The organism is Streptomyces sp. NPDC059994 (genome assembly GCF_042737755.1).
GTDB lineage: Bacteria > Actinomycetota > Actinomycetes > Streptomycetales > Streptomycetaceae > Streptomyces.
On the sequence record NZ_JBHWUR010000069.1, the window covers coordinates 8,132 to 29,484 of the forward strand.

Annotated in this window: 23 protein-coding genes and 4 pseudogenes; 18 read left to right on the forward strand and 9 right to left on the reverse strand. The window is 69.0% G+C overall.

The window, feature by feature from the left end:
* Positions 1 to 274: 274 nt before the first annotated feature.
* Complete coding sequence (locus ACFWA7_RS27535) at positions 275 to 622, reverse strand: hypothetical protein (protein ID WP_385825696.1); 348 nt, start codon at positions 620 to 622, stop codon at positions 275 to 277.
* A 123-nt stretch (positions 623 to 745) separates the two neighbouring features.
* On the opposite strand from ACFWA7_RS27535, the pseudogene ACFWA7_RS27540 reads away from it, so the two are divergent.
* The 3 genes and pseudogenes from ACFWA7_RS27540 to ACFWA7_RS27550 form a co-directional block, all read left to right on the forward strand.
* Positions 746 to 2,167 (forward strand): annotated as a pseudogene (locus tag ACFWA7_RS27540) (ISKra4 family transposase); the annotation flags it as partial.
* 114 nt (positions 2,168 to 2,281) lie between these two features.
* A pseudogene (locus tag ACFWA7_RS27545) lies at positions 2,282 to 3,111 on the forward strand (IS5 family transposase).
* A complete protein-coding gene (locus ACFWA7_RS27550) occupies positions 3,108 to 3,530 on the forward strand; it encodes a hypothetical protein (RefSeq protein WP_385541950.1) in 423 nt (140 codons plus the stop codon). Before ACFWA7_RS27545 ends, ACFWA7_RS27550 begins: the two are co-directional and overlap by 4 nt.
* Before the next feature lie 296 nt (positions 3,531 to 3,826).
* Here ACFWA7_RS27550 and ACFWA7_RS27555 read toward each other — a convergent pair whose 3' ends face one another.
* Positions 3,827 to 4,270: a transglycosylase SLT domain-containing protein gene (locus ACFWA7_RS27555; protein ID WP_385825698.1), complete on the reverse strand. Its 444-nt coding sequence runs from the start codon at positions 4,268 to 4,270 to the stop codon at positions 3,827 to 3,829.
* A 712-nt stretch (positions 4,271 to 4,982) separates the two neighbouring features.
* Between ACFWA7_RS27555 and ACFWA7_RS27560 the strand changes: the two genes are divergently transcribed.
* Complete coding sequence (locus ACFWA7_RS27560; RefSeq protein ID WP_385825728.1) at positions 4,983 to 5,198, forward strand: hypothetical protein; 216 nt, start codon at positions 4,983 to 4,985, stop codon at positions 5,196 to 5,198.
* Between the two features lie 48 nt (positions 5,199 to 5,246).
* Here ACFWA7_RS27560 and ACFWA7_RS27565 read toward each other — a convergent pair whose 3' ends face one another.
* The gene (locus ACFWA7_RS27565) at positions 5,247 to 5,576 is read right to left on the reverse strand and encodes a hypothetical protein (protein ID WP_385825730.1); all 330 of its coding nucleotides are present in this window, start codon (positions 5,574 to 5,576) and stop codon (positions 5,247 to 5,249) included.
* 258 nt (positions 5,577 to 5,834) lie between these two features.
* On the opposite strand from ACFWA7_RS27565, the gene ACFWA7_RS27570 reads away from it, so the two are divergent.
* From ACFWA7_RS27570 to ACFWA7_RS27585, 4 genes are all read left to right on the forward strand, one after another.
* Positions 5,835 to 6,410, forward strand: a complete 576-nt coding sequence (locus ACFWA7_RS27570) for a Ku protein (protein WP_385825700.1) — start codon at positions 5,835 to 5,837, stop codon at positions 6,408 to 6,410.
* A 2-nt stretch (positions 6,411 to 6,412) separates the two neighbouring features.
* Positions 6,413 to 6,832, forward strand: coding sequence for a hypothetical protein (locus tag ACFWA7_RS27575; protein ID WP_385541945.1), 420 nt, complete (start codon positions 6,413 to 6,415; stop codon positions 6,830 to 6,832).
* A gap of 162 nt (positions 6,833 to 6,994) precedes the next feature.
* Positions 6,995 to 7,222 (forward strand): hypothetical protein, encoded by a 228-nt coding sequence (locus ACFWA7_RS27580; RefSeq protein ID WP_385541943.1) that lies wholly within the window; start codon positions 6,995 to 6,997, stop codon positions 7,220 to 7,222.
* Between the two features lie 38 nt (positions 7,223 to 7,260).
* A complete protein-coding gene (locus tag ACFWA7_RS27585; RefSeq protein WP_385541941.1) occupies positions 7,261 to 7,620 on the forward strand; it encodes a DUF6233 domain-containing protein in 360 nt (119 codons plus the stop codon).
* A gap of 97 nt (positions 7,621 to 7,717) precedes the next feature.
* Here ACFWA7_RS27585 and ACFWA7_RS27590 read toward each other — a convergent pair whose 3' ends face one another.
* Positions 7,718 to 7,972 (reverse strand): hypothetical protein, encoded by a 255-nt coding sequence (locus tag ACFWA7_RS27590; protein ID WP_385541939.1) that lies wholly within the window; start codon positions 7,970 to 7,972, stop codon positions 7,718 to 7,720.
* Between the two features lie 300 nt (positions 7,973 to 8,272).
* Entirely contained in the window at positions 8,273 to 8,476 is a 204-nt protein-coding gene (locus ACFWA7_RS27595) for a hypothetical protein (RefSeq protein WP_385825702.1), read from the reverse strand.
* A gap of 105 nt (positions 8,477 to 8,581) precedes the next feature.
* On the opposite strand from ACFWA7_RS27595, the gene ACFWA7_RS27600 reads away from it, so the two are divergent.
* Positions 8,582 to 8,779: a hypothetical protein gene (locus ACFWA7_RS27600; RefSeq protein ID WP_385825704.1), complete on the forward strand. Its 198-nt coding sequence runs from the start codon at positions 8,582 to 8,584 to the stop codon at positions 8,777 to 8,779.
* A 45-nt stretch (positions 8,780 to 8,824) separates the two neighbouring features.
* Positions 8,825 to 10,159 (forward strand): IS630 family transposase, encoded by a 1,335-nt coding sequence (locus tag ACFWA7_RS27605; protein WP_385825706.1) that lies wholly within the window; start codon positions 8,825 to 8,827, stop codon positions 10,157 to 10,159.
* Positions 10,160 to 10,184: 25 nt separating this feature from the next.
* Here ACFWA7_RS27605 and ACFWA7_RS27610 read toward each other — a convergent pair whose 3' ends face one another.
* The gene (locus ACFWA7_RS27610) at positions 10,185 to 10,565 is read right to left on the reverse strand and encodes a winged helix-turn-helix transcriptional regulator (RefSeq protein ID WP_385825708.1); all 381 of its coding nucleotides are present in this window, start codon (positions 10,563 to 10,565) and stop codon (positions 10,185 to 10,187) included.
* Positions 10,566 to 10,639: 74 nt separating this feature from the next.
* Here ACFWA7_RS27610 and ACFWA7_RS27615 point away from each other — a divergent pair, with 74 nt between their 5' ends.
* Positions 10,640 to 11,323 carry an NADPH-dependent F420 reductase gene (locus ACFWA7_RS27615; RefSeq protein WP_385825710.1) on the forward strand — a complete coding sequence of 228 codons (684 nt, stop codon included), beginning with the start codon at positions 10,640 to 10,642 and terminating at the stop codon, positions 11,321 to 11,323.
* A gap of 390 nt (positions 11,324 to 11,713) precedes the next feature.
* Positions 11,714 to 12,442 (forward strand): hypothetical protein, encoded by a 729-nt coding sequence (locus tag ACFWA7_RS27620; RefSeq protein WP_385825712.1) that lies wholly within the window; start codon positions 11,714 to 11,716, stop codon positions 12,440 to 12,442.
* A 699-nt stretch (positions 12,443 to 13,141) separates the two neighbouring features.
* On the opposite strand, the pseudogene ACFWA7_RS27625 reads toward ACFWA7_RS27620, so the two are convergent.
* Positions 13,142 to 13,531, reverse strand: a pseudogene (locus tag ACFWA7_RS27625) (pectate lyase); the annotation flags it as partial.
* A 167-nt stretch (positions 13,532 to 13,698) separates the two neighbouring features.
* On the opposite strand from ACFWA7_RS27625, the gene ACFWA7_RS27630 reads away from it, so the two are divergent.
* On the forward strand, positions 13,699 to 13,983 hold the full coding sequence (locus ACFWA7_RS27630) for a hypothetical protein (protein ID WP_385825714.1): 285 nt from the start codon (positions 13,699 to 13,701) through the stop codon (positions 13,981 to 13,983).
* 3 nt (positions 13,984 to 13,986) lie between these two features.
* Here ACFWA7_RS27630 and ACFWA7_RS27635 read toward each other — a convergent pair whose 3' ends face one another.
* Complete coding sequence (locus ACFWA7_RS27635; protein WP_385825716.1) at positions 13,987 to 14,679, reverse strand: hypothetical protein; 693 nt, start codon at positions 14,677 to 14,679, stop codon at positions 13,987 to 13,989.
* A 117-nt stretch (positions 14,680 to 14,796) separates the two neighbouring features.
* A pseudogene (locus ACFWA7_RS27640) lies at positions 14,797 to 15,075 on the reverse strand (ArsC/Spx/MgsR family protein); the annotation flags it as partial.
* Between the two features lie 191 nt (positions 15,076 to 15,266).
* On the opposite strand from ACFWA7_RS27640, the gene ACFWA7_RS27645 reads away from it, so the two are divergent.
* The 5 genes from ACFWA7_RS27645 to ACFWA7_RS27665 all read left to right on the forward strand — a co-directional run bounded on the left by ACFWA7_RS27645 (position 15,267) and on the right by ACFWA7_RS27665 (position 21,215).
* Positions 15,267 to 15,437 carry a hypothetical protein gene (locus ACFWA7_RS27645; RefSeq protein WP_385825718.1) on the forward strand — a complete coding sequence of 57 codons (171 nt, stop codon included), beginning with the start codon at positions 15,267 to 15,269 and terminating at the stop codon, positions 15,435 to 15,437.
* Positions 15,438 to 15,846: 409 nt separating this feature from the next.
* Positions 15,847 to 17,691 (forward strand): type IV secretory system conjugative DNA transfer family protein, encoded by a 1,845-nt coding sequence (locus ACFWA7_RS27650; protein WP_385825720.1) that lies wholly within the window; start codon positions 15,847 to 15,849, stop codon positions 17,689 to 17,691.
* Positions 17,684 to 18,235: a hypothetical protein gene (locus tag ACFWA7_RS27655; protein ID WP_385536890.1), complete on the forward strand. Its 552-nt coding sequence runs from the start codon at positions 17,684 to 17,686 to the stop codon at positions 18,233 to 18,235. The genes ACFWA7_RS27650 and ACFWA7_RS27655 overlap by 8 nt, the downstream gene beginning before the upstream one ends.
* Before the next feature lie 212 nt (positions 18,236 to 18,447).
* A complete protein-coding gene (locus ACFWA7_RS27660) occupies positions 18,448 to 19,779 on the forward strand; it encodes a hypothetical protein (protein WP_385536892.1) in 1,332 nt (443 codons plus the stop codon).
* A complete protein-coding gene (locus ACFWA7_RS27665) occupies positions 19,776 to 21,215 on the forward strand; it encodes a PQQ-binding-like beta-propeller repeat protein (protein ID WP_385825722.1) in 1,440 nt (479 codons plus the stop codon). Before ACFWA7_RS27660 ends, ACFWA7_RS27665 begins: the two co-directional genes overlap by 4 nt.
* Positions 21,216 to 21,353 lie beyond the last annotated feature (138 nt).

The window sequence follows — 21,353 nt, forward strand, 5'->3', positions numbered from 1 at the left end:
ACAACCCCTGGACAACCAGCCTTTGCCCGTAATGCGAAGTTGGCGGAAGCGTCCGCCGACCGGACACCGTGACCGTTCGGCGAACGGAACTGCTGGGGTGTGTGGGACGCGCGGGGCAGTCTTCGGGGAGACCTTCACCCGGAGGTTGGCGAACGCGGTCGGTGGACCGACTCAGCCTTGATCGTTCTCAAGTTGCCCAGCAGCAACTTGGCTCTCGGCTCACCTGGTACCAGGCTACCGACCCCGCAGAGTCCGAGGGCGCAGAAACAGGCACTCAGCAGTACGTCCGGGCCTTCTTGATGGCGGGTTCGGCCCTTTGGACGTCGGAGGTCACGTTGAGCAGCTGCTGCGCCTCCCTCAGGGCGTCGGCGAGCGGCTGTATCTTGGCGTGCGCCAGGGCGGCCGCCCTGGCCAGTTCCTCGGCGCCGACGAGGCGGGCCACCGCGATGTCGAATGCCTGCCCGCTGCCGGTATCGGGCATCCGTTCCGGCAGCCGGCTCACGGCCGCACAGGCCAACTCGGCGTCGGTGCCCTGGACCTTGCCGGACGCCGCCCCCGACTGGCAGGCCGTCAGAGCCAGCAGCAGACCGACCGCGGCCACAGCAGTTGTCGGACGCCTCATCAGTTCCCCCGCTCGAAGACTTCCGGCCATCCTTGGGGGCTTCGCCGAGGGGGCATAAGTCCAATCCCGGCCAGCTTGCACGGCTACCGACCCCGCAGAGTCCGAGGGTTCAGAAACAGGCACGAAGAACACCTGGAACAAGCGGGCCGGGAGTTGCTGCGGCAGCTCTTCCAGGACCATCTGGACCTGCGGGCCCGCACGGAGAAGGAAGCAGTACGGTCCGCTCTGCATCCGGCAGTGTCCGGCCCGGACGGGCGACCGCGTCCGTGGCGGGAGACGGGACACGGACGCTGGCTGGCCTGCCTGTTCGGGCTCGTGCGGGTGGAGAGGGTGGCCCACCGGGGCCCCGGAATGACCAACGTCCATCCGGCGGACGCCGCTTTGTCGCTGCCCGCGGGCCGGCACTCGATGGGACTGCGCCGGCTCGCGGCCGTGGAGGCGGTGCGGGGCTCCTTCGACCAGGCCCAGCAGGCGATCGAACGACGCTGCGGGAAAGTGGTGGGCAAACGGCGCCTCGAACAGCTCGTCGTGGAGGCGGCCGTCGACCTCGCCGCCTACTACACGGCGAAGATCCCCGCCCCGTGCACCCGCGAGATGCCGCTGGTCATCCAGGCCGACGGCAAGGGAGTGGTGATGCGGCCCGAGGCCCTGCGCGAGGCCACCCGCCGGGCGGCAGCCAAAACTGCTGCGGCCGGGCGGCGCCGACGCCTGGCCCCGGGCGAGAAACCCAACCGGAAGCGGATGGCGACCGTGGCCTGCGTCTTCGACACCGTTCCCGCCCCGCGACGGCCGCACGACATCATCCATCCGCCCGGCGGACGCACCGATACCCGGCCGGCGAGGCGGGGACCGAAGGCACTGCGGAAATGGTGCACCGCCTCCGTGATCCGTACTCCGGAGCAGGTCGTGGCGGGCGCCTTCGACCAGGCCGAGGCCCGCGACCCGCAGCATCTGCGGGACTGGGTCGTGCTCGTCGACGGCGCCCGCCACCAACTCGACCTGATCCATACCGAAGCAGCCCGCCGGGACATCCGCGTTCACGTCCTGCTCGACTTCATACACGTCGCCGAGTACTGCTGGACCGCGGCGCACGCCTTCCATCCGCCGGGCAGTCGCGAGGCCGAGACCTGGGCCGCGGACAAACTCACCGCGATCCTCGCTGGACAGGCCGCCCGCGCCGCCACCGAGATGAGCGCCCAGGCCGCAGCCGAACAGCTACCTGCCGCCCGCCGCGAAGCAGTCACCACCTGCCACCGCTACCTCACCGGCCACCTCGACCAACTCCACTACGACACCGCCCTCACGGCGGGCTGGCCCATCGACATCGCCACCGGCGCCGTCGAAGGAGCCTGCCGCCACCTCATCGCCGACCGCCTCGACATCACCGGCGCCCGCTGGGGACTCGACGGCGCCGAAGCCGTCCTCCAACTCCGCGCACTGATCACCAACGGAGACTTCGACGACTACTGGACCTTCCACGTGACCCGGGAACATCAACGCCTCTACCCCAGCCCTGACCAGCAGAACTACAAGCTCACAGCCTGATCCCGAACGTCACTTCAGAAGAGCCGCACCCATAGGAGTTTTGTCGTCACCTGAACGTGTGGCGGTGCGGCATTCCGGCCGGTCGGCGGCCATGGGCATGTTGGGCTGGGCACCGTGAGTGAGCGCAAGCCCTACAAGACCGACGTGAGCGATGAGCAGTGGGCGCTGGTCGAGCCTGTGATTGCCGCGTGGAAGGTCGCGCATCCCTCGGTCAGCGGCCATCAGGGTCGGTACGCGATGCGGGAGATCGTCAACGCGCTGCTCTACCAGGGCCGGACCGGTTGCCAGTGGGAGCTGCTCCCGCACGAGTTTCCGCCACCCGGCGCGGTGAAGTACTACTTCTATACCTGGCGCGATGACGGCATCGACCAGACCATTCACGACCTGCTGCGCTGGCAGGTGCGGGAAATGGCTCGTCGGAAGGCGGACCCGAGCCTGGTGGTGCTCGACACCCAGAGCGTGCACGCGGCGGCCGGAGTGCCCGCTGAGTCGACGGGGCGTGATGCGGCAAAAAAGTACCGGGCCGCAAGCGTGGCCTGGCCGTTGATGTTCTGGGGTTGGTGATCGCGGTGGTCGTGGCGGCCGCGTCGGCGCACGAGAACGCCGTTGGGATCGCACTGCTGGACAAGGTCACCGCCGACACCGACGCCGTTCAGAAGGCCCTGGTCGACCAGGGCTTCAAGAACGCCGTCGTCGCGCACGGGGAGAAGGTGGGCATCGAGGTGGAGGCCGTGGAGCGCAACCCCGCGCAGACCGGGTTCGTTCCCCAGGCCAAGCGGTGGGTCGTGGAACGCGCCTATGGGATCTTGATGTTGCACCGCAGGCTGGTGCGCGACTACGAGCATCTGCCCCGCAGTTCGGAGTCGCGGGTGTACTGGGCGATGACCGCGGTGATACTGCGCCGGCTGACCTCGGCGACCGTGCCCGCCTGGCGCACCGCATGACCGGCGGGGAACTGACGCTCGGCGCGGTACTGGCACGGCTGGAGGAGCGGGAACGCGAGATCACCGCGCAGGCCGAGACCACGCGGGAACAGATCACATGGCTGACCACACAGCTCGACAAACACGTCCGGGCCGCCGAAGAAGTCCGGATCACCCGCAAGACACTGCTGGAGCTGCCCGACCCACAACCGCCCGCGCCGCCGGCCCCGAAACTGCCGGACCATCCGGCCTACCAGCAGATCATGGCGGTGTTCACCGCAGCCGACCATCCGCTGCGGACGCGGCAGGTGTGCGAGGCGATGGACATGGAGATCGCACCCAACACCATCAACAACATCCGCCTCAAGTTCAAGCGGCTGGCCGGCCGCGGGATCCTGACCGAGGCCGAGCCAGGCTTGTTCACCCAGCCTCGGCCGTAGTCGACCGACATCGCTACGACCCGCCCGCCTGTCCCGCACGAAACGAAGAATCAGGCATCAGGTCTCATACCGCCCTCTGACGAAGTCCTTGCTGTCACCGACGACTCGCATATCAGGACTGCCCGTCCGTCGCGCTCCGTCACGGACGGCAATCAGAACAGCTGACTGGCCAGATAAGCCGACCAGGCGGCGACCCCGACGCCCGATACCGCCCCATGGGCGGCGCCGCATACGCAAGGACGCTCGGCCGGGTAGTCCCGGTCGAGCGTCTTCGTGCATCTGCTGCCGATGGCGGCTTAGTACCAGTGGTGGGTCTGCCAGAAGTTCCAGGCGTCGACGGGGCTGCCGTAGCGGTCGTTCATGTAGTCCAGGCCCCACTTGATCTGGGTGGCCGGGTTGGTCTTCCAGTCCGCGCCGGCCGAGGCCATCTTCGAGGCCGGCAGGGCCTGGACCAGGCCGTAGGCGCCCGAGGAGGAGTTCGTGGCGGTGTGGTCCCAGCCGCTCTCATGGGAAACGATGTTGTTGAAGGCCTGGAACTGCGCCGGGTCCTTGATCATCTGCTGGGCGATCGCCTTGGCGCTCGTCGGGGCCGCCTGGGCGGGAACCGTGGCGAGCAGGGAACCGGCGGCACCGAGGGCGACGACGGTACCCGCGAGGGTCTTCTTCGAAGCGACGATGCGGCGGATGGCGGACTTGGACACAGATGGGCCTTCCGAAGGGGACGAGGACGGTCGCGGCATGCCGGAGGCATGCGTGAGCCACTCACGCGAGGGAGAGGGATTCGTCTGCGGCGGGGAGAAACACCCGGGCCGCTCCGGCGACTCATCCAGTTCTACCGGCGCCCCGTTCGCCTGGCAACAGCCCCTCCTACTAGGCAGCCTCGCAGCGTTGCACCAGCTCCCCTGGCGCCACCGACAGGCGATTCGTGCAGGTGGGAGCCCACGTAAGGCAGAGGCACGGCGACCTGCGGAGCTACGATCCTCGCTCGTACGTGACGTAGGTCCTATGGGGCGGGTCACCTTTGAAACGCCCGAGCATTACCAAGAGTGACCAAACGTACCCCCCGGAGATGCCGGTGGGACGTAGCAATCACCTCGGAATCAGAGGAAAGCGACGGGCCGAATGCCGCGCTTCACCGGCCCGACCCCATTGCCCCACCCCGATCGGGGCTTCCACCGCCCGACCCGCCTCTCCGCCGGTCCGGTGCGCCTGTCCCCCACCGTCTGCCACCGCTCAGGGCCGAGCCATGGCCATCAGGCCCCGCACCGCGCCACAGCACAGGGGCTTGCCCTTGGCCGGGGGAAGACCTGGCATGCGGGCAGGCGGGAGCCACTGCCGTAACGAGCTCGCGCTGACGGGGCCGGGGCGGAACTCACCCGCCGACGTCAAGGAACTGCAGGCCGGTAACGTCGGTCCTGCGACTGGGGCCGCAAGGGCCACCCGCTCTGCCTGATCGGCGATTCGGGCACCGGCAAGTCCCACCTGCTGATCGCGCTCGGCACCGAGGCCGCGATGAAGGGGCTACCGGGTCAAGTACGTCCTGGCGACGAAGCTGGTCGACGAGCTCGTCGAAGCCGCCGACGAGAAATAGCTGGCCAAGACCATCGCCGCTACGGACGCGTCGACCTTCTCTGCATCGACGAGACCGACTCCTACCGCCTCCAGTAGACCAAGGCCCAGGCAGAACGATCTGACGCGTGACCACAGCCACTTGAACTACCGGAGTGGTCCGCACTCGTCGATGAACACGGTGGGCGCGGACAAGAACGCGTCGGCATCCACAGGCCCATACGCGATGTTGAACGTGTCCAGCCAGTACGTCCAGTCCCGGATCCCCAGGGCGCTGCTGAAGCGGTAGTTGAGCTGCCAGCGGACCCATTGGCCAGGGACGAGCCGGACAGCCGGGCCCCGTCGCTGCCGGGGCGGCAGGGCGAACAGGGGCTGCACTCGGGGGAACACCCTCAACCGACCATCGGCTTCACGGAGCTGGACATCGACATTGCTCAGGTCTTCCCGGCTGTCATACGGCGGGCGAGACAACGACAGGGCGGGACTGACGCGGCCTGCGAAACCCGGCCCCGGGCCGCCGGGTGCGCGCAGGGAGCCGACGACGGGGGGGTGGGGGCTGGGAGTTCGCGAGGAGGCCTGTCTCGCCGCCGGAGTATGCGCAGATAGGGGGGTGGCGCCACCCGGGCCGGCGACCGGGCGGTCACTGAAGTTGGCAGCCCGGTACGGGCGAATGACGGCTCTCGCTGGGGGCATACGCCCGGCCTCGGGGAATGTCTTCGAGGTGGTGAGCAGCGGATGGCCAGACCCATATGGACCGGGATTCTCAGTTTCGGCCTGGTGAGCGTGCCCGTGGCGCTCTATACGGCGACCGACAGCCACACGATCCACTTCCACCAGCTGCAGCGCGGCACCTCGGACCGGATCCGCAACAAGCGGGTGAACGAGCGCACCGGCAAGGAGGTAGAGCTCGACGACATCGTCAAGGGTTTCGACACCGGCGAGGAGTATGTGCTGGTGGAGCCCAAGGAGCTGGACGAGATCGCTCCGGGCCGCTCGAAGAGTCTGGAGGTCTCCGGGTTCGTGGACCTGGACCGTGTGGATCCGATCTTCTTCGACAAGACCTACTACCTCGGTCCGAAGGGCAGGGAGTACACGAAGGTCTACAGCCTGCTGGGACAGGCCCTTACGGCGTCGAACCGGGCCGGGATCGCGACGTTCGTGATGCGCGGCCGCGAGTACCTCGTGGCGGTCAAGGCCGAGAAAGGGCTGCTGGCCCTGCACACCCTGCACTGGGCGGATGAGATCCGCGACCCGCACAAAGAGATCCCCGATCTCCCCAAGACCGCCGGGCAGGCCAGCGCCGCGAGCTGAAAATGGCCCGCCAGCTCATCGACGCGCTCGCCATCGACTGGCAGCCGGAGGACTACCACGACGTCTACCAGGAGAAGGTCGCCCAGCTCATCGAGGCCAAGCAGGCCGGCGGACGCGTCGAGAAGGCCGAACCGGCACCGAAGGCCACCGGCGCCGTGGACCTGATGGAAGCCCTGCGCGCCTCCGTCGAACGCGCCCGCTCCCCCAAGGACACCGGCGAGAAAGCCAGCACCTCCAAGACGAACGCACGCTCGAAGAAGCCCGCAGCAAAGAAACGCGCCAGTAGCTCGAAGGCTGGGTCGCTTCAGTCGCTGACCAAGACCGAGCTCTACGACAAAGCAGCCAAGGCTGGCATCAAGGGCCGCTCCGCCATGACCCACGACCAGCTCGCCGACGCCCTCCGCCATGCGGGCCGCAGCTGATCCGGGTACGACGATCCGTCTCTGGTGGGTAGCCCTACAGGCCGGGCTCTCCGCGTGACGCAGTTAATCGAACAGGTGCTCTAATTGAATTATGGCGCAACATGACATCCTTCCTCTTCGGCACGACCGGACCATCGCGACTCATGCGGGCCAGTCCCCCTGATGAACGTGCCCCGGGTCCCGCGTGATGCGGCGCCAGCTCCAGCTCCGCCCGCCGGCCTTACCCGCGACTACACCCCCGACGAGGTCGTTGCCATCAGTCTGTGGATCGGCAGGCGCCGCCACCGGGCCGTGGCGATGGCCCACTACGACACTCCCGATGAGCGGCGCGCCTATCACCTGATGCTGTGGCCCGCTCTGCCCGGCGGCCGCCGCGCCGGCTGGTACTGATGGGACGCGGCCACCATGACGCGACGGGACTTCACCCCATGACCCAGCCGCTTCCTCCGGGCCTGCTGCCGCCCGATCTTCCCCGGCTGGAGACGCTGCGGGCCTGGCACAGCATGTGGCTGGCCCGCATCGACCAGGCCATCGCCGACGTGAGGCGGCAGGAAGCCGAACGCGAAGAAGGCCAGTGGCGGCGGCCGCCACCGCCGGAGTGGACCATCGAGCACGCCCTCGGAGGACCGCACCTGCTGACCGCAGTCCACACCGGCGACTGCTGGCTGCTCCGCCACGCCAAACGTATGACCTCCGTCGACCGCGACACAGCCCGCCAGGCCCTGGCCGACGGTGTCGAACCGTGCGGCTTCTGCAGGCCCGACACCGCCCTCGGCGTGCTCGACTGAGGTCGACAACGCTGGGGCAGCGTCCCCGCCGGGCCGGTGCTTTGACCTACTGATCAGCCACTCGCGTCTCACAGGACCACGCCCGGCATTTCCTTGATCAAGTGACCTTGATGCACAGGACGTACCGCGCACCAGCGCTGATCGCCTCAGCCTGCTCGACCAGATCAGCGGGGGTGAACCCCAGGAGTGCCTGGTCCGCCGCCTGGCGCAGCAGCGGCAGGATATCGGCCACGGGCCGGCCCCGGTGCGAGGCCGCCAGCCGAGCGAACTGTTGCTGGTAGGAGGACCCGTGGGTGCTGCTGTCGGTCAGCAGTCGGTTGAGGTCCTTGCTACCGATGTTGATCTCACCCATGGGGCCGCTCCCGCGCCAACGGAGGCCCGGCTGTTCCAGACCCTCCCTCTCGACGCTACGGGCGGGGTCTGACAACAGGATGTCGCGGGAGGTCTGACTCCGGGAGCTAGTGCATCGGCTGCCCGTGTTGATGTTGTCGCCCCTGGGGTTTCGGAACCTCACCGAGGCGAAGAAACTCATGTACCCGGATACCGACACACACGGACAGCCCGAACCCTGGTGAACTACAGCCCCGCACCGATCGCCGGGGTGATGTCTGGCGCGGAGTTGATGCGGGCGCACGCCGGGAGCGCGGGGCGGCTACGGCTCGTCGATGTGGCGCAGGACGATGGTGCGGCGTACGCCTTGCTCCAGCATGGCCTGGGCTCGGTGCTGGCGGTTGATGTAGCCGTTGTCGCTGTCGGGCTGGATCGCGTCCGCGGTGTTGAACATGGTGGCCAGCGCCTCCATCTGCCACCGGCTGGCCCCCGCCGCGTCAGCGTGGGCAATGGCAAACTCCTCCACGTCCTCGGGGTCCACAGACTGCGCCCGGGCCGCTTGAGCACCTCCAGCGCCATCGAGTTGACCGTGCGCCAGTCACCGCCGTGGTAGCAGCAGCAGCTTCGGGCCTTGCGGCGCGGCAGTATCTGGCGCGCCCAGCGCCGCCACCAGGGCATCCCGGCCGGCATGCACGCCGGCTCGCGGAACGGCTCCGGCCGGGCGAAGCGAAACCACCATGAGCTCCTCGAAAACCAGCTGCGGTTCCGGCTCGGCGGGGCGCGGCACGTAGCCGGAGCCGCGGTCCGTTGCGACGGGAACACCGACTAGTGTGATGCGCCACAAATTTTGAGGGTTAGTAACTACCCTGTTGCCATGGCGCATCCGGGTCCTTCCGCTGTGGAGATCACGCTGTCCGAGGCCGAGCGTGCCGAGTTGATGCGCCGGACGAAAATGTCGGACCGGCGCTCGGCCGAGAAGGCCCGGATCATCCTGGCGTGTGCTGATGGCATGTCAAACGCGGGTGTCGGGCGGGTCGTCGGCGTCCAGGCCAGGGCAGTGGGCAAGTGGCGTCGGGCTTTCGCCGCGGAGCGGATGGCTGGGCTTGAGGACGCCGGCTGGATTGGCCGGCCGAAGGCCGACCTGGTCCTGGACGAGACTGAGCGGAGGCAGCTGACGCAGTGGGCGCGGCGGGCGAAGACTGCCCAGTTCCTCGCGTTGCGGGCAAAGATCGTGCTGCGCTGCGCGGAGGGCGGGACGAACCAGCAGGCCGCGGCCGATCTCGGCATCGACAGGTCGACCGTGGACCGCTGGCGGGCCCGGTTCATCGCCCAACGCCTCGACGGTCTGCAGGACGAGCCCCGCTCGGGCCGGCCGCCCTCGATCCTCCTCGACCGGGTCGAGGAGGTCATCGTGGCCACCCTGGAGTCGACCGCGGGCAGGGACACGCACTGGTCACGGGCCTCGATGGCCCAGCGCACCGGCCTGTCGAAGTCGACCATCGGCCGGATCTGGAAGAAGTTCGACCTCAAGCCCCACCTGCAGGACTCCTTCAAACTGTCCACCGACCCGCAGTTCGTCGCCAAGGTCGTCGACGTCGTCGGCCTGTACCACCACCCGCCCGAGAAGGCGGTGGTGTTGTGCGTGGATGAGAAGTCCCAGATTCAGGCGCTGGACCGCTCGCAGCCGGTGCTGCCGGGCATGCCCGAACGCAGGACCCACGACTACCTGCGGCACGGCATCACCAGTCTGTTCGCTGCCTTCAACATCACTGACGGCACCGTCATATCTCAACTCCACCGCCGTCACCGCGCGATTGAGTTCAAGAAGTTCCTGGTCCGGATCGACAAGGCGGTGCCCACCGGACTCGACGTGCACTTGGTGTGTGACAACTACGCCACCCACAACACTGCCGAGATCAAGACGTGGCTGGGCAAACACCCCCGCTTCCACGTCCACTTCACCCCGACCGGCTCCTCCTGGATGAACCAGGTCGAGCGGTGGTTCGGCCTGCTGACCGACAAACTCATCCGCCGCGGCGTCCACAGGTCCGTGAAGGCCCTGGAGGACGACATCACCGCGTGGATCGACACCTGGAACGAGAACCCACGGCCCTTCACCTGGACCAAAACCGCCGACGAGATCCTCAACTCCCTCGCCGACTACCTCACCAAGGTTGGCACCACCAACCAGAAAACACAGCAGAACTAACCCTCAAAATTTCTGGCGCATCACACTAGCCAGGTGAACGAGCGGACTGCGGGTCGGGAACGCATGCTGCTTCCTGGGCGGCCATAACCTCATCACCGTGCTCGAAGGCCCATGCGCCGACGGCGTCGATGGGCGCCAGCAGGGTCCGTCCCAGAGCGGTGAGCTGGTACTCGACCCGTGATGATGAGTCGGGGTGTGCCTGCCGATCGACCAGTCCGTTGAACTGCAGCCGCCGCAGAGTCTCGGTGAGGACCTTGGAGCTGATGCCCCCGATCCGCTCCCGCAGTTCGACCGGGCGCCTGGGGCCGTCGCGCAGCGCCCAGAGCACCACGGCGTTCCAGGTATTGGAGAGCAGGTCGAAGGCGAGTCTGGCGCGGCAGTCGGCGAGGAAGGCGTCGGTCGTCACGTACCAAATGGTGCCCGAACGGCCTTCTAGCGTCGGTACGAACCGTCAAAGCAGGCACGGAGAGGGAACGCGTGATGAGAATCGGCGTACTGGGAACGGGCAACATGGCTGACGCGCTCGCCACCCACTGGGTGCGGGCCGGGCACGAGGTGATCATCGGGGGACGGGACGCACACAAGGCGGAGTGGCTCGCGACGCGCATCGGAGGGAGCGTGAAGCCGGCCAGTCTGTGCGCGGCGGCGGAGTCCGGTCAGGTGGTACTGGCCGCGTTGCCCTTCGGGGCGGGAGTAGACGTGGCACGGAACCTGCACGCAGCCCTGGAGGGCAAGGTGCTGCTCGACTGCTCCAACCCGGTCGGGCCGGGCTTCCGGCTGCTGACGGAAGGAAGCCCCTCAGCCGCGCAGCAACTTGCCGCGGCGGCACCGGGAGCCCACGTGGTCAAGGCTTTCAACCTCTGCCACGAGGACGTGTGGCGCATGCGGCCGCCCGTCTTCGACGGGCGACCGCTGGCCGTGCCGATCTGCGGGGACGACGAGACGGCCGTCGCGCGTGTACGCGAGTTGGTGCAGGACGTGGGCTGCAAACCCTTTGCTGGAGGCGGTCTCGAACGGGCAGGACTCCTGGAAGCAACCGCCGCGCTGTTCATCGCCCTGTGGGTAGGCGAAGGGGCGGATGCGCAAGCAATCGCGCCTCCGCTGGCATACGCGGCCGGACCGAGCCACCAGGAAACGGAAGGCGGCACGAGGGCTTTCCGTTAGGGGTTCTTAGTGGGCGATCTTGCTCGGGTCGCTGACGGAGCGGCGTGTGAGGACCCAATGTCCGAAGCCGTTCTCCTACGCGGGCTGGATTGCTACTTTTGAAGTGCTCGTTCTTCGTCGCGAACGGCATCTCGGCCCCGATGCCGGCGGTTCGGCAGAATTCCCGTTCATCGGTCCAGGACACGGGCACCAGCAGCCCCAGGTAGTCCAGCGCCCGATCGTGGGGCTCCGCCCTGCCACAACGATGCGCGATGCGGGCATGGGACCTTGGCTATCCCCTCGCACCACGACTGGACTTACTCAACCGTCAGCCCATCGGTACACAGATACACCTACGGGCCCTGTACCACATCCGTCACGCAGATGCGGTTGGAGGGTTAGGCTGACCGGATGACAGCTGATCGCACGGCAGCCAGGCACCGCCGCATCCTCGCCCTGGCCGGCGCGGCCGGGATCGCCCTTGCCGGGAGCGCCTGTTCCTCGTCCGGGAGTTCCGGCGGGGCGGCCTCGGGCGGTGAGAGGCTGTCCTACGGCCGGGTCGCCTCGACGGCGAAGCAGCTGACGGGTACGTCGGCCTGCCCGTTCGGCCTCGACCCGGCGGCGGCGCTGAAGGGGGCCGGTGCCGGACGGACCGTCACCCCGGCGGCGTCCGGCGGCCACCCCGCGGCTCAGGGGACCGTCGACCCGGGCCGCCCGGCTGAGGCCTGGCCCAGCGGGAAGCCCACGCCGCCGTTTGGGCTCCCCTCCAACCCCGCCGTCCCGCCGCACGCGTCCGTCGTCTGCAACTTCACGGCTTCGCAAGCCCCGCTGGAGATCGACCTCGTGGCCACGTCCATGGGCGGGGTGGCGGTGAACCTGGCGCTGCCGCAGATCGCCCGCCTCGGCGCCCTCCGCTCCGACGAGGTGATGGCGTTCTCCAAGGACAAGCCCGGAATCGGCCAGACCAGGGTCACCCCGGGCCGGGGCACGGTCGCCGTCGCACGGGTGGCGATGGCGGGCAAGGGCGACCTGGCGCTCGTGGTCTCCCAGGGATGGCCCGTCACCAAGGCGGACCCGGCCCTGGCCGGCGAGTCGCTCAGGAAGGTCGCCGAGACACTCGCGGCCCAGCTGCGACCGTAGGCGGCGCCGGCAGGCGACCCGCCGCGCACTGCTCGCCGCCCGACGGGAGCGCGTCGGCGCGGTACCCGGGAGGGCCAAACCGGAGGTCGCCAGGGCCCGCGTCCAGGGCTGCCACGGAGCCTCGGGTGGCTCCGAACAAGGGGACTCGCCAGACAGCTCACGGGACGGGGCCTCCAGCCAGGGCTCGGGTGGTGACGTGGCGCCGAGTTCCCCGAGCCGCACGTGAGCGGCTACACCGACCAGCAGGCGCTGGACCCCGTCCGGACGGAGCTGCCCGACCTGCTCGGCCAGCGTTCAGCCGTTCTTCCGCTCCAAAGGAGCCAGCAGCCCGGCCAGGTAGTCCAGCCGCCGATCGCAGGGCTCCGACGTGCCCAAGCGATGCGCGATGCTGGCATGGAACCCACATCCGTCACGCAGATCCGGTTGCAGTACTGGGCACGCCGGAGCGTCACGATCCGCATGCCGCCCGGCGCGGACCCTTCCCACGTGGGGCGCACCACGGTTATCCGGAGCTCTTCCAGACCCACGCGTGGGAGGGCCGCAGTTTCCGGTAACTGTGGGCGTTCATAGCCCAGTCGCCGCCGACGCGCCCGGGAACGCATCCCGGGCCCCTCACAGTCCGTGGCGCGGTGGACCGCGCGGCACTAATACGCGAAGGCCGGGGGCTCGTGGTCTCCCGGCCCTCGCGTGTCTCGGTTGCTACTTGAGCACGCCCGCACCCGCCGTCGTCGCCAGCGACGCCGGCAGGTTGGCCGCCGAGGTCTCCAGGCCCGTTGTGAGGGTCGGGGTCCAGTTGACCGTGGTCTTCAGGTCCTTGGACGAGGCGGCGTTGTAGGCGGCGACGAGGTCGGTCACCGTGCCGTTGACGAGGTTGCCGGAGCCCTTGACCGCGCCGGTGCGGTCACCGCTGAGGACCTTGGCGGTCTTCGCGCCGGACGGCAGCTTCCAGTAGTTGTTCTCCGCGACGACCTGAGCCTTGGCGCGGGAGTTGATGCTGTACTGCGGCGTGTACCCGTTGAGGACCGTGACGTCGTAGTAGTTGTTGTAGATATGGATCTGGCCGATGCGGGACAGCGGGGCACGCTGCATGAAAACGGCCACGGCTGCCCTTGCCCCGGCCGACGACACCGAGGCCGTGCTCCGACTCCTCACTGACGACGAACTCGACCAGCATCCCGATCCCGGCGCCGGGCTGCAGCCCTCTTTGTAAACGACATTCAGGTGGGGGGACCGAGGGAGTCCCCCTCAACCCCGCGTTGCTGCGCCTTGAGGCGGCGGCAGCCGGGTTTCTGCCGGTGCGGCCGGTCACCGGGCCGGTTCCGGAGTGGCGCATTCTCGACGCGCGGGTCCTGCTGTTCCTGGCCCTTCGCCGAGCCGAGAACAGCAGGACCCCTGACACGTACAAGGTGGCGACCTGGGCGAGGGAGCTGCAGCCGCGCGCCGTCGAGATCGACATCCTGCCGGACGTCTCCCACCATGCTCTGCCGCACGCCGCACCCGCCGAACCGGGGTGCCACCTCACCGATTTCCTCAGCGGCTGAGCCTCACCCCACCTTCTCGATCAGCGCCCGGCGGATCAGGAACTTGCCGGGCTCCCGTACCTGTTCGAAGGCCGCGTTGTTCAGCAGCGCGCAGCTGCCGGAAACCGAAGTGACCTGCACCGTCGTGGACTTGTTGTTGTCCAGGTTGGTGACCTTCAGCTTCGTACCCGCCGGGAACTGGTTGCTGGACGCGGCCGGTGCGCCACCCTCGCCCGAGAGCGTGACGGTGGAGCCGTTGCACACCTGCTGCCCGGAGGCCGCAGCGCCGGCGCCGCCGTTGCCCGCGGTGGCGGTCGGCGAAGGCTGAGCGGTAGCGGTCTGCTGGGCGGCGCCGCCGGCCTGCTGCCCGCTCTGCGCCGGCTGCTTCGCCCGGGAGTCCTGAGCCGACTCCCCGACAACACATCCGGACGCCTTCTGCTGCACCTTGATCTGCGCGATGACCGCCTCGCGGTTGGCGATCCGCGCCGCCGACTGGGTGTCGGGCGCCGCCCGTTGACCGTCGATGAACTTCTGGTTGTTGCCGAGGGCCGTGGCGAGCCCCTGGCAGATGGCCGAATCCGCGGCCGACAGGGTCCGGGGACTCTGCGCGGCGTTCGAGGTGGTCGCCATGACGAAGGCTCCGCCGCCGGCCACCGCCGCCGCGCTGACCAGCAGCGCCAGCTTCTTCTTCGTACTGACAGTTCTCCTACGCGACATGCGCGCCTCCTGAGAGGTGGGGGAGCGTACGCCGCTATGTACGAGATGCCGAACAAGGTTACTCAGCGGTTTCTGGAGTAACCGAAGTAACTTAGGTCACATGCGAGTTAGGCCTGATCACCGGGACAGTGCGTCGCGCACGGCCTCGTCGGTGCGCGCCACCACCGCTGTGCTGTCGTCCGCCGTGATGACCGGCCGCTGGATCAGTTTCGGGTGCCCGGCGAGAGCCTTGATCCACCGCTCACGCGAACCGGCGTCCCGTGCCCACTTCTTGTGCCCGAGCTCCTTGGCGACGGCCTCCTGGGTGCGTGTGATGTCCCACGGTTCGAGCCCGAGCCGGTCGAGTACGTCCTTGGTCTCGCCCTCGCTCGGCACGTCCTCCAGATGGCGGCGGACCCTGATCGTTTCCACCGCGGACTCCTACGGGCCTTCTACCTCTCCTCACTGGCCAGCCTCAGAACCTGCCGGCGTGGGTGTTGGGGAAGGGTCGGCAGCTACGGGGCCCAGATCGCCCGCCAGACGGCGCCCGCCGGACACCAGGTGGCCGAAGCCGCGAGCAGGTCGCCACCGGCTGGAACGTGTAAGACATGCTGGTCGTGCCGGGTGACATCGACGGCGACAGCAAGGGCGATGTCCTCGGCCGCCTCCCGAACGGTGACCTGTACCTGTACACCTCAACGGGCAACGCCGGCACCGCGACCTTCACCGCCCGGGTGAAGGTCGGCAGCGGCTGGAACATCTACAAGAACATGATCTGAGCCCCACGGCCGCCCGACGGCCAGTCCGCGATGAGCAACGAAACGGGCCCGCCCACCGGCACCAGCCGACGGGGCAGGCCCGCCTCTGGTACGCAGCCGTGGCCCGCACGGCCAGCCGTCAGCGCCCCTCCGGCCCCAGCAGGTGGCAGCCGATGACCGGGGCGTCCGGCGCCGGTGAGGTCGCCCGGCACGACGATGTCCATTACCGGCAGAGATCACCGCGCGCGCAGTCCCTGCCGCAGCGGGCCCTCCACACCGCCACACACCCTGCCCGGCCAGCGGCTCACCCCCCTGCGCCGCCCGAGCGTGACGCCCGCCGCCTGCCGGTGCCCCTGCATCCGACGGCGGCGCCCGGCGCGCGGCCGGGCCTGCAATACCCGGCCCCGGCTGCGCAGTTCGGGGAGTACTCATGGCGAAGGTAGTCTCGCCGCACTCGGCCAGAGGCCTGCACCTGTACCGGGATGCCTGGTGGGTGGCTCTGCTGGCCGCGTTCATGGCCTTCATGCTCTGGGTGTGGCTGGCCGCCGTCGTCTCGGGGCTGCTGGCGCATGGGGCTTTCGCCCCGGTGACCTGGACCCAGACTTCGGTCGCCTTCACCCGCTTGCTCGCGCACCCCGGCGATCCTGCGGCCGCGTTCGGCGGCAACTCGGGTGTGGGCGGCCCGATTCCCTTCTACGGTCTCATCGCGGTGCAGGCCGTCACCTGGGCGTGGGCGGCGCGCAGCGGGTGGTCCCGCTGGACGCGGTGGCGTGATGAAGGCAGCGACGGGCTGGCCACCGCACGCCAGCTCCAGGAAGCCATGGGGGAAGCCAAGGCCCTCTCGCGCCTGCCCGTCCTGCGGCCCAGCCTCGCCCCACCGGCCGCCCTGGGCGCCGCCGGGCCGGTTCAGCTCAGCAAGAGCGCCCCCGAGCAGAAGGACCTCACCGGTCCCACGGTGCGTGATGTCGCGGTGTTCGCCGGGACCGCCGTTCCCAGTGGCGTGGAGCTGTATGTCCCCTTCGAGGAGACCGTCCTGCTCATCGCCCCGCCCCGCGAAGGAAAGACGAGCCAGCTGATCATCCCGTGGATTCTGGACTTTCCCGGCCCCGTCCTGGCCACCTCATCGAAGGTCGACGTGTTGTATGCATCGGCCAAGGCCCGAAAGGCCCTCGGTCCGGTGCTGGCCCTGGACCCGACCGGGCTGTCGGGCTGGCCCACCCAGGTGCAGTGGTCGTTGTGTGACGGGTGCGAGGACTTCACCATCGCGCGCAAACGGGCGGAGACCCTGGCCAGCACCACCAAGAGCGAGGAGGGGACGAAGAACGGCGGGTACTTCGTCTTGAACGCCCAAATGCTGATCACCTGCTGGCTGCACGCCGCGGCACTCGACCAGCGTCCCGCACTCGACATCATGCGCTGGGCCACCTCCCCCAGCGAGCGTGAGGCCGTCACCATCCTCGCCAGACACGGACGCCACGAACTCTCGCGGGCCCTGTCCGCCCAGCACTCGGCCGCACCCGAGGAACGCAGCGCCTCCTGGCGCACCGCCGAGCAGTCCTTCCTCGCCATGTACGACGCCAACGTCGCGAAGATCTTCGGGGGTTCCGCCGGCGACGACGCCAACTTCAGCATCGAGGAATGGATCACCAAGGGCGGGACCGTGTTCCTGATCGGCGAAGAGGAGGAGGGATCGGCCCTCGCGCCGATCATGGCCGCGTTCTCCCGGGCGATCCTCGACACCGGCAAACGCCTGGCCGCCCGCATGCCCAACGGCCGCCTCGACCCGCCGCTGGGCATCCTCGGGGACGAGATCGCCAACGTGGCGCCCCTCCCCCAGATCCCCTCCCTGATGTCCGTCTCCGGCAGCCAGAACATCTTCATGTGCGCGGTCTTGCAAAACCTGGCCCAGGCCCAGGAACGCTGGGGCGAGATCGGGGTCCGCAAGATGTGCGCGGCCGCCACCGTGAAAATCATCCTCGGCGGTATCAGCGACGAGCAGGAACTCAAAACGTACTCGGCTCTCGCCGGGGAATTCGAAGAAGACACCGAGAGCGTCTCCGACGACGGCGAACGCTACTCGGTATCGGTCTCCACCCGGCGCCGCGCCGTCTTGGAACCGGCCGACATCCGCATGCTCGCGGAGCGCGAAGGGCTCGTCATCCACCGGCGCACCCCCGTCACCCGGGTCAAATTCACCCGCATCCACGAGGGCGCCCGCGCCCAGGAGATCGCCGCCGCCACCCGGGAAGCCCTGCGGGAGGCCAACGGTGCCTGACCCCCTCGATCCCCTCTTCAAAGCCCTGCAGAAGATCAACGAGGAGCTCGATGACCACCACAACCGTCTCATCCGCATCGAAAGCCAGCAGCCCGGCGGCGGCGGTGGCGACGACCCCGGCAGCCCTCGCATCCCGGGCGCGCCCATCATCTGGCGCCAGCTCGAAGCCGCCGAATCCGCAGACCTGTGGGTCGAGTTCACCACCTGGGTCATCGACCTGGCCGACCGCTTCGAACTCACCGCCGACCAGCTCCCCCGCGCATGCTGGTGGAAACACGGCGGAGTCGTCGAAGAACTCAGCGCGCTGTGGACCTCGCACCGCTCGGCCTTCGACATCAAGGACGACTCCGGCGCCTCGGTCTATCTGTGGCACGACGCGTTCGCCCGCGCCCTGGAACGCATCTCCCGGTTCTGGCTCGGCGAGTGCACCAACGGATACCACCAGCCGCGCAGCCGCGAACGCTGGGGCACCGACGCGAAATTCCGCGCCGACATCCTCGCCGCAGGCCCCCCGGGCGTACCGGCCGCAGGGTCCTCACCATGAGAGCCCACTCGCCTCTCGCCTCTGGTGGCCTGCCCATGACGCGTGCCCGACCACCTATGCGGACGCGCCCGCAGGCATCGGAGCGCGTCCCCCCACCAAGGACTCGCTGCCTGCGCACCCCGGGACACCGGCGGACACCGAAGACAGGGACGAGGACAGGCATGCCGCGCCAGGAGCGACAGGAAGAGGGACACGGAGCAGTGGAAGAGGACATGCCCCACAGCGCTGCGGCGAGTCGGCTGAGGATCGCCGTACGGGTGGTCGCGAGCGTCGCGGTCCTCGCACTGATAGCCGTCGCCATCATCGCGGTGCAACGCGATGACAGCTCTACGGCGGGCCCAAGTGCGCCGCCGGACACCGGACGGGTGTCGCTGACCAAGGCGGACCTTGCCCGACTCGTCGCCGACCACGCCGCGGCCTTGCGCGCGAAGGACGCCTCCGCCTTCCTGGCGCCGTTCAGCCCCGCGGTGAAGGACGGGCAGCGCCGCACCTACGCCAACTTGCAGAAGGTGCCGTTCAGAGAGACGGGGTTCGAGATCCAGCGCACCAGCGGGCGGCTGGAGAACAGCTTCGGCGGCGGTGTGAAAGCCGAGGTCGATGTCGTCTTCGTTCACCAGATCGACGGCGTGGACGCGGCCCCGGTCCAAGAGGGCTACCGGTGGACGGTCGAGAAGAAGACCGCCCAGGAACCCCCCGCGGTCACGGCGGTCGCCGGCATGCCCTACCCCAAACTCCGCCCCGATGACGCCGACCAGTTCGTCGCCTACCCGGCCCCCTGGGACCTCTACCCCGATCTGCGGGTCACCCGCACCGCGCACGTGGTGCTGATGAACAGCGCCGAGCAGGACGGTGCCGCCCGCGCCGCTGCCCCGCGGCTGGAACAGGCCGCCCAGCACCTGCTGAACACCTGGCGCAGCAACGGGCCCCCGGGACAGGGGCAGGCCATCGCGCCGGGGTTCGCTCTCACCCTGGAGCCCGACGCCACGAAGTTCGCCACCCTCTACGGGCAGGGCGGCCGCGCGGGCGGCGAGGCCGGTATCGCCATCGGCATGCAGCGCCCCCACGCCCTTGACCATCCCTTCGGCGGCGCCCGGCTCCTGGTGAAGGACCCGGCCGTCCGCGTCGGCGCGCACGAGATGACGCACGCCATGCTCATGCCGCTGACCGGTCGGATCGCGGTGATCTCGGTGGCCGACACCCAGGCCTGGGTCGTCGAGGGCGTGGCCGAGTATCTGACGGGCGGCGGACTCGATGACCGCGGCGGGCTTGGCGCCCTCAAGCGCAGCGGCTTCGACGGCAAGCTCCCCGACCAGATGACCTTCTACGGCGGCGACGCCACCCGGCAGGCCGCTCGTTATGAACTGGGGCGCCTGGCCGTCGCCTTCATGGCGCAGCGCTACGGGCAGAACAAGGCTCTCGCGTTCGTCGCCGCCCAGTACGCCAAGCCCGACGGCCTTCACCAGCAGATCAAGGACACCACCGGCATGGACGTCACCGCATTCACGGCCGCCTGGGCCGACTACGTCAGGAGCATCCTCACGTGACCAGCCACCAGCCGCCTCCCCCGCCCTCCCACCCTCCCTACGTCATCGAGCCGATACCGCCCCAGCAGCCGCCCCAAGGGCCGGGGGTGCGCGGCAGGCTGATCGCGCTGCTCGTCGCCACCGGGCTGGTCCTGGCCGCGGCCGCCGCGGGCGGCGTCTGGCTGCTGCGCCCGGACAGCGACGGCAAGCAGGCGGCCGACGGGAAGCCCACGGGTGCGGCCAGGGCGGCCAATGCCTGGTCGCTTCCTTACACCCAGTCCGGCCGTTCCTTCAACGGCCTGGTCCGGGGTGTGTGGTTCACTGACAAGACGGTCGTCAAGGCTCTCCCTGACGGGGTGGCGGGCCTGGACCGGCGCGATGGGCGACGGCTGTGGGGGGTGGCGACCCCTGGCAGTAACAACGTCATCTGCCAGGCATCCACCAACGCCGGCGGGCACATCGTGGTGCTGGCCGCGGGGAACGGCCCCGACTGCAGCCTCGCCTTCGCTGTCGACCTCGCCTCGGGCACCCTCCTGTGGCAGCGCCAGCTCGCCGAGGACCGCGACAATCTCGCGAGCGAGCACACCCGCATCGCCCGCACCGCGGACACCGTCGTCATCAGCGCCAAACGCAAGAAGACCACCGCGTTCCGGGTGAGCGACGGCACGCCCCTATGGACGGACACGCCCGCCCTCTACGGAGGCCAGCCGTGCGCCGGCGCCAAGTACACCGGCGGCAAGCAGCTGGTGAGGATACAGAAGTGCCACACCAGCACCGACCTCTTCGCCCCCTACGACGTCGCCGCGGTCGACCCGGCCAGCGGCAAGGCCCTCTGGACCTACCGCCTCGGCAACGCCCTCGGCCGCGAGAACAGCAGCGTGGTGGCGACCGACCCGGTGGTCGTGAGCGTCGGCGGGGGTGATCTGCGTCTGCGCATGACGGTCCTCGACGCCGGCGGCACGGTCCGCGCCACCCTTGCGCCCGGCGACGAAGAGCGGCCCCGCCTGTCCGCCGACGACGGCAGCACCCCCTCCCCCGGCGCGCAGGTCAAGGGCGGCACCCTCTACATGGTGGCCACCCCGATGACCAAACACGCCGACGGCAACAACAAGATCGTCGCCTGGTCGCTGTCGACGGGCAAGCGCCTGTGGGAACAGCAGTCCACCGGCCTGGTCAAGGCGTCCACCATCGTCGCCTCCGACACCCCCGATGTGCTCGCCTACTCCTCCGGCAACGTCTACGACCCCGCCACCTTGATCAGATTCGACCCGGCCACCGGCCAGCAGGCCGTGGTCCACAAGTATCCCGCCGACCCCCAGGGCCCCCGCATCGGCACCGCCCCCCTCGCGCTGCTCAACCAGGGCACGCTGTACCTGTCCAGCGGCCCGGTACCCGAACTCGCCGACCGCGACCAGGACTACCGCCAAAAGGCACTCATCGCCCTCCCGTTCAAGTGATCGCCGCTGCCTGGCTCCCATCCCGGGCCCGGTCTACGTTGCGCGTGATGTCCGCGACGCCTCGAGTCCTTGCTACTGAACCTCTGAGACACCTGCAGAGTTGATGGCGGTGGTCATAGGTGCGCGTCGAGGTATGAG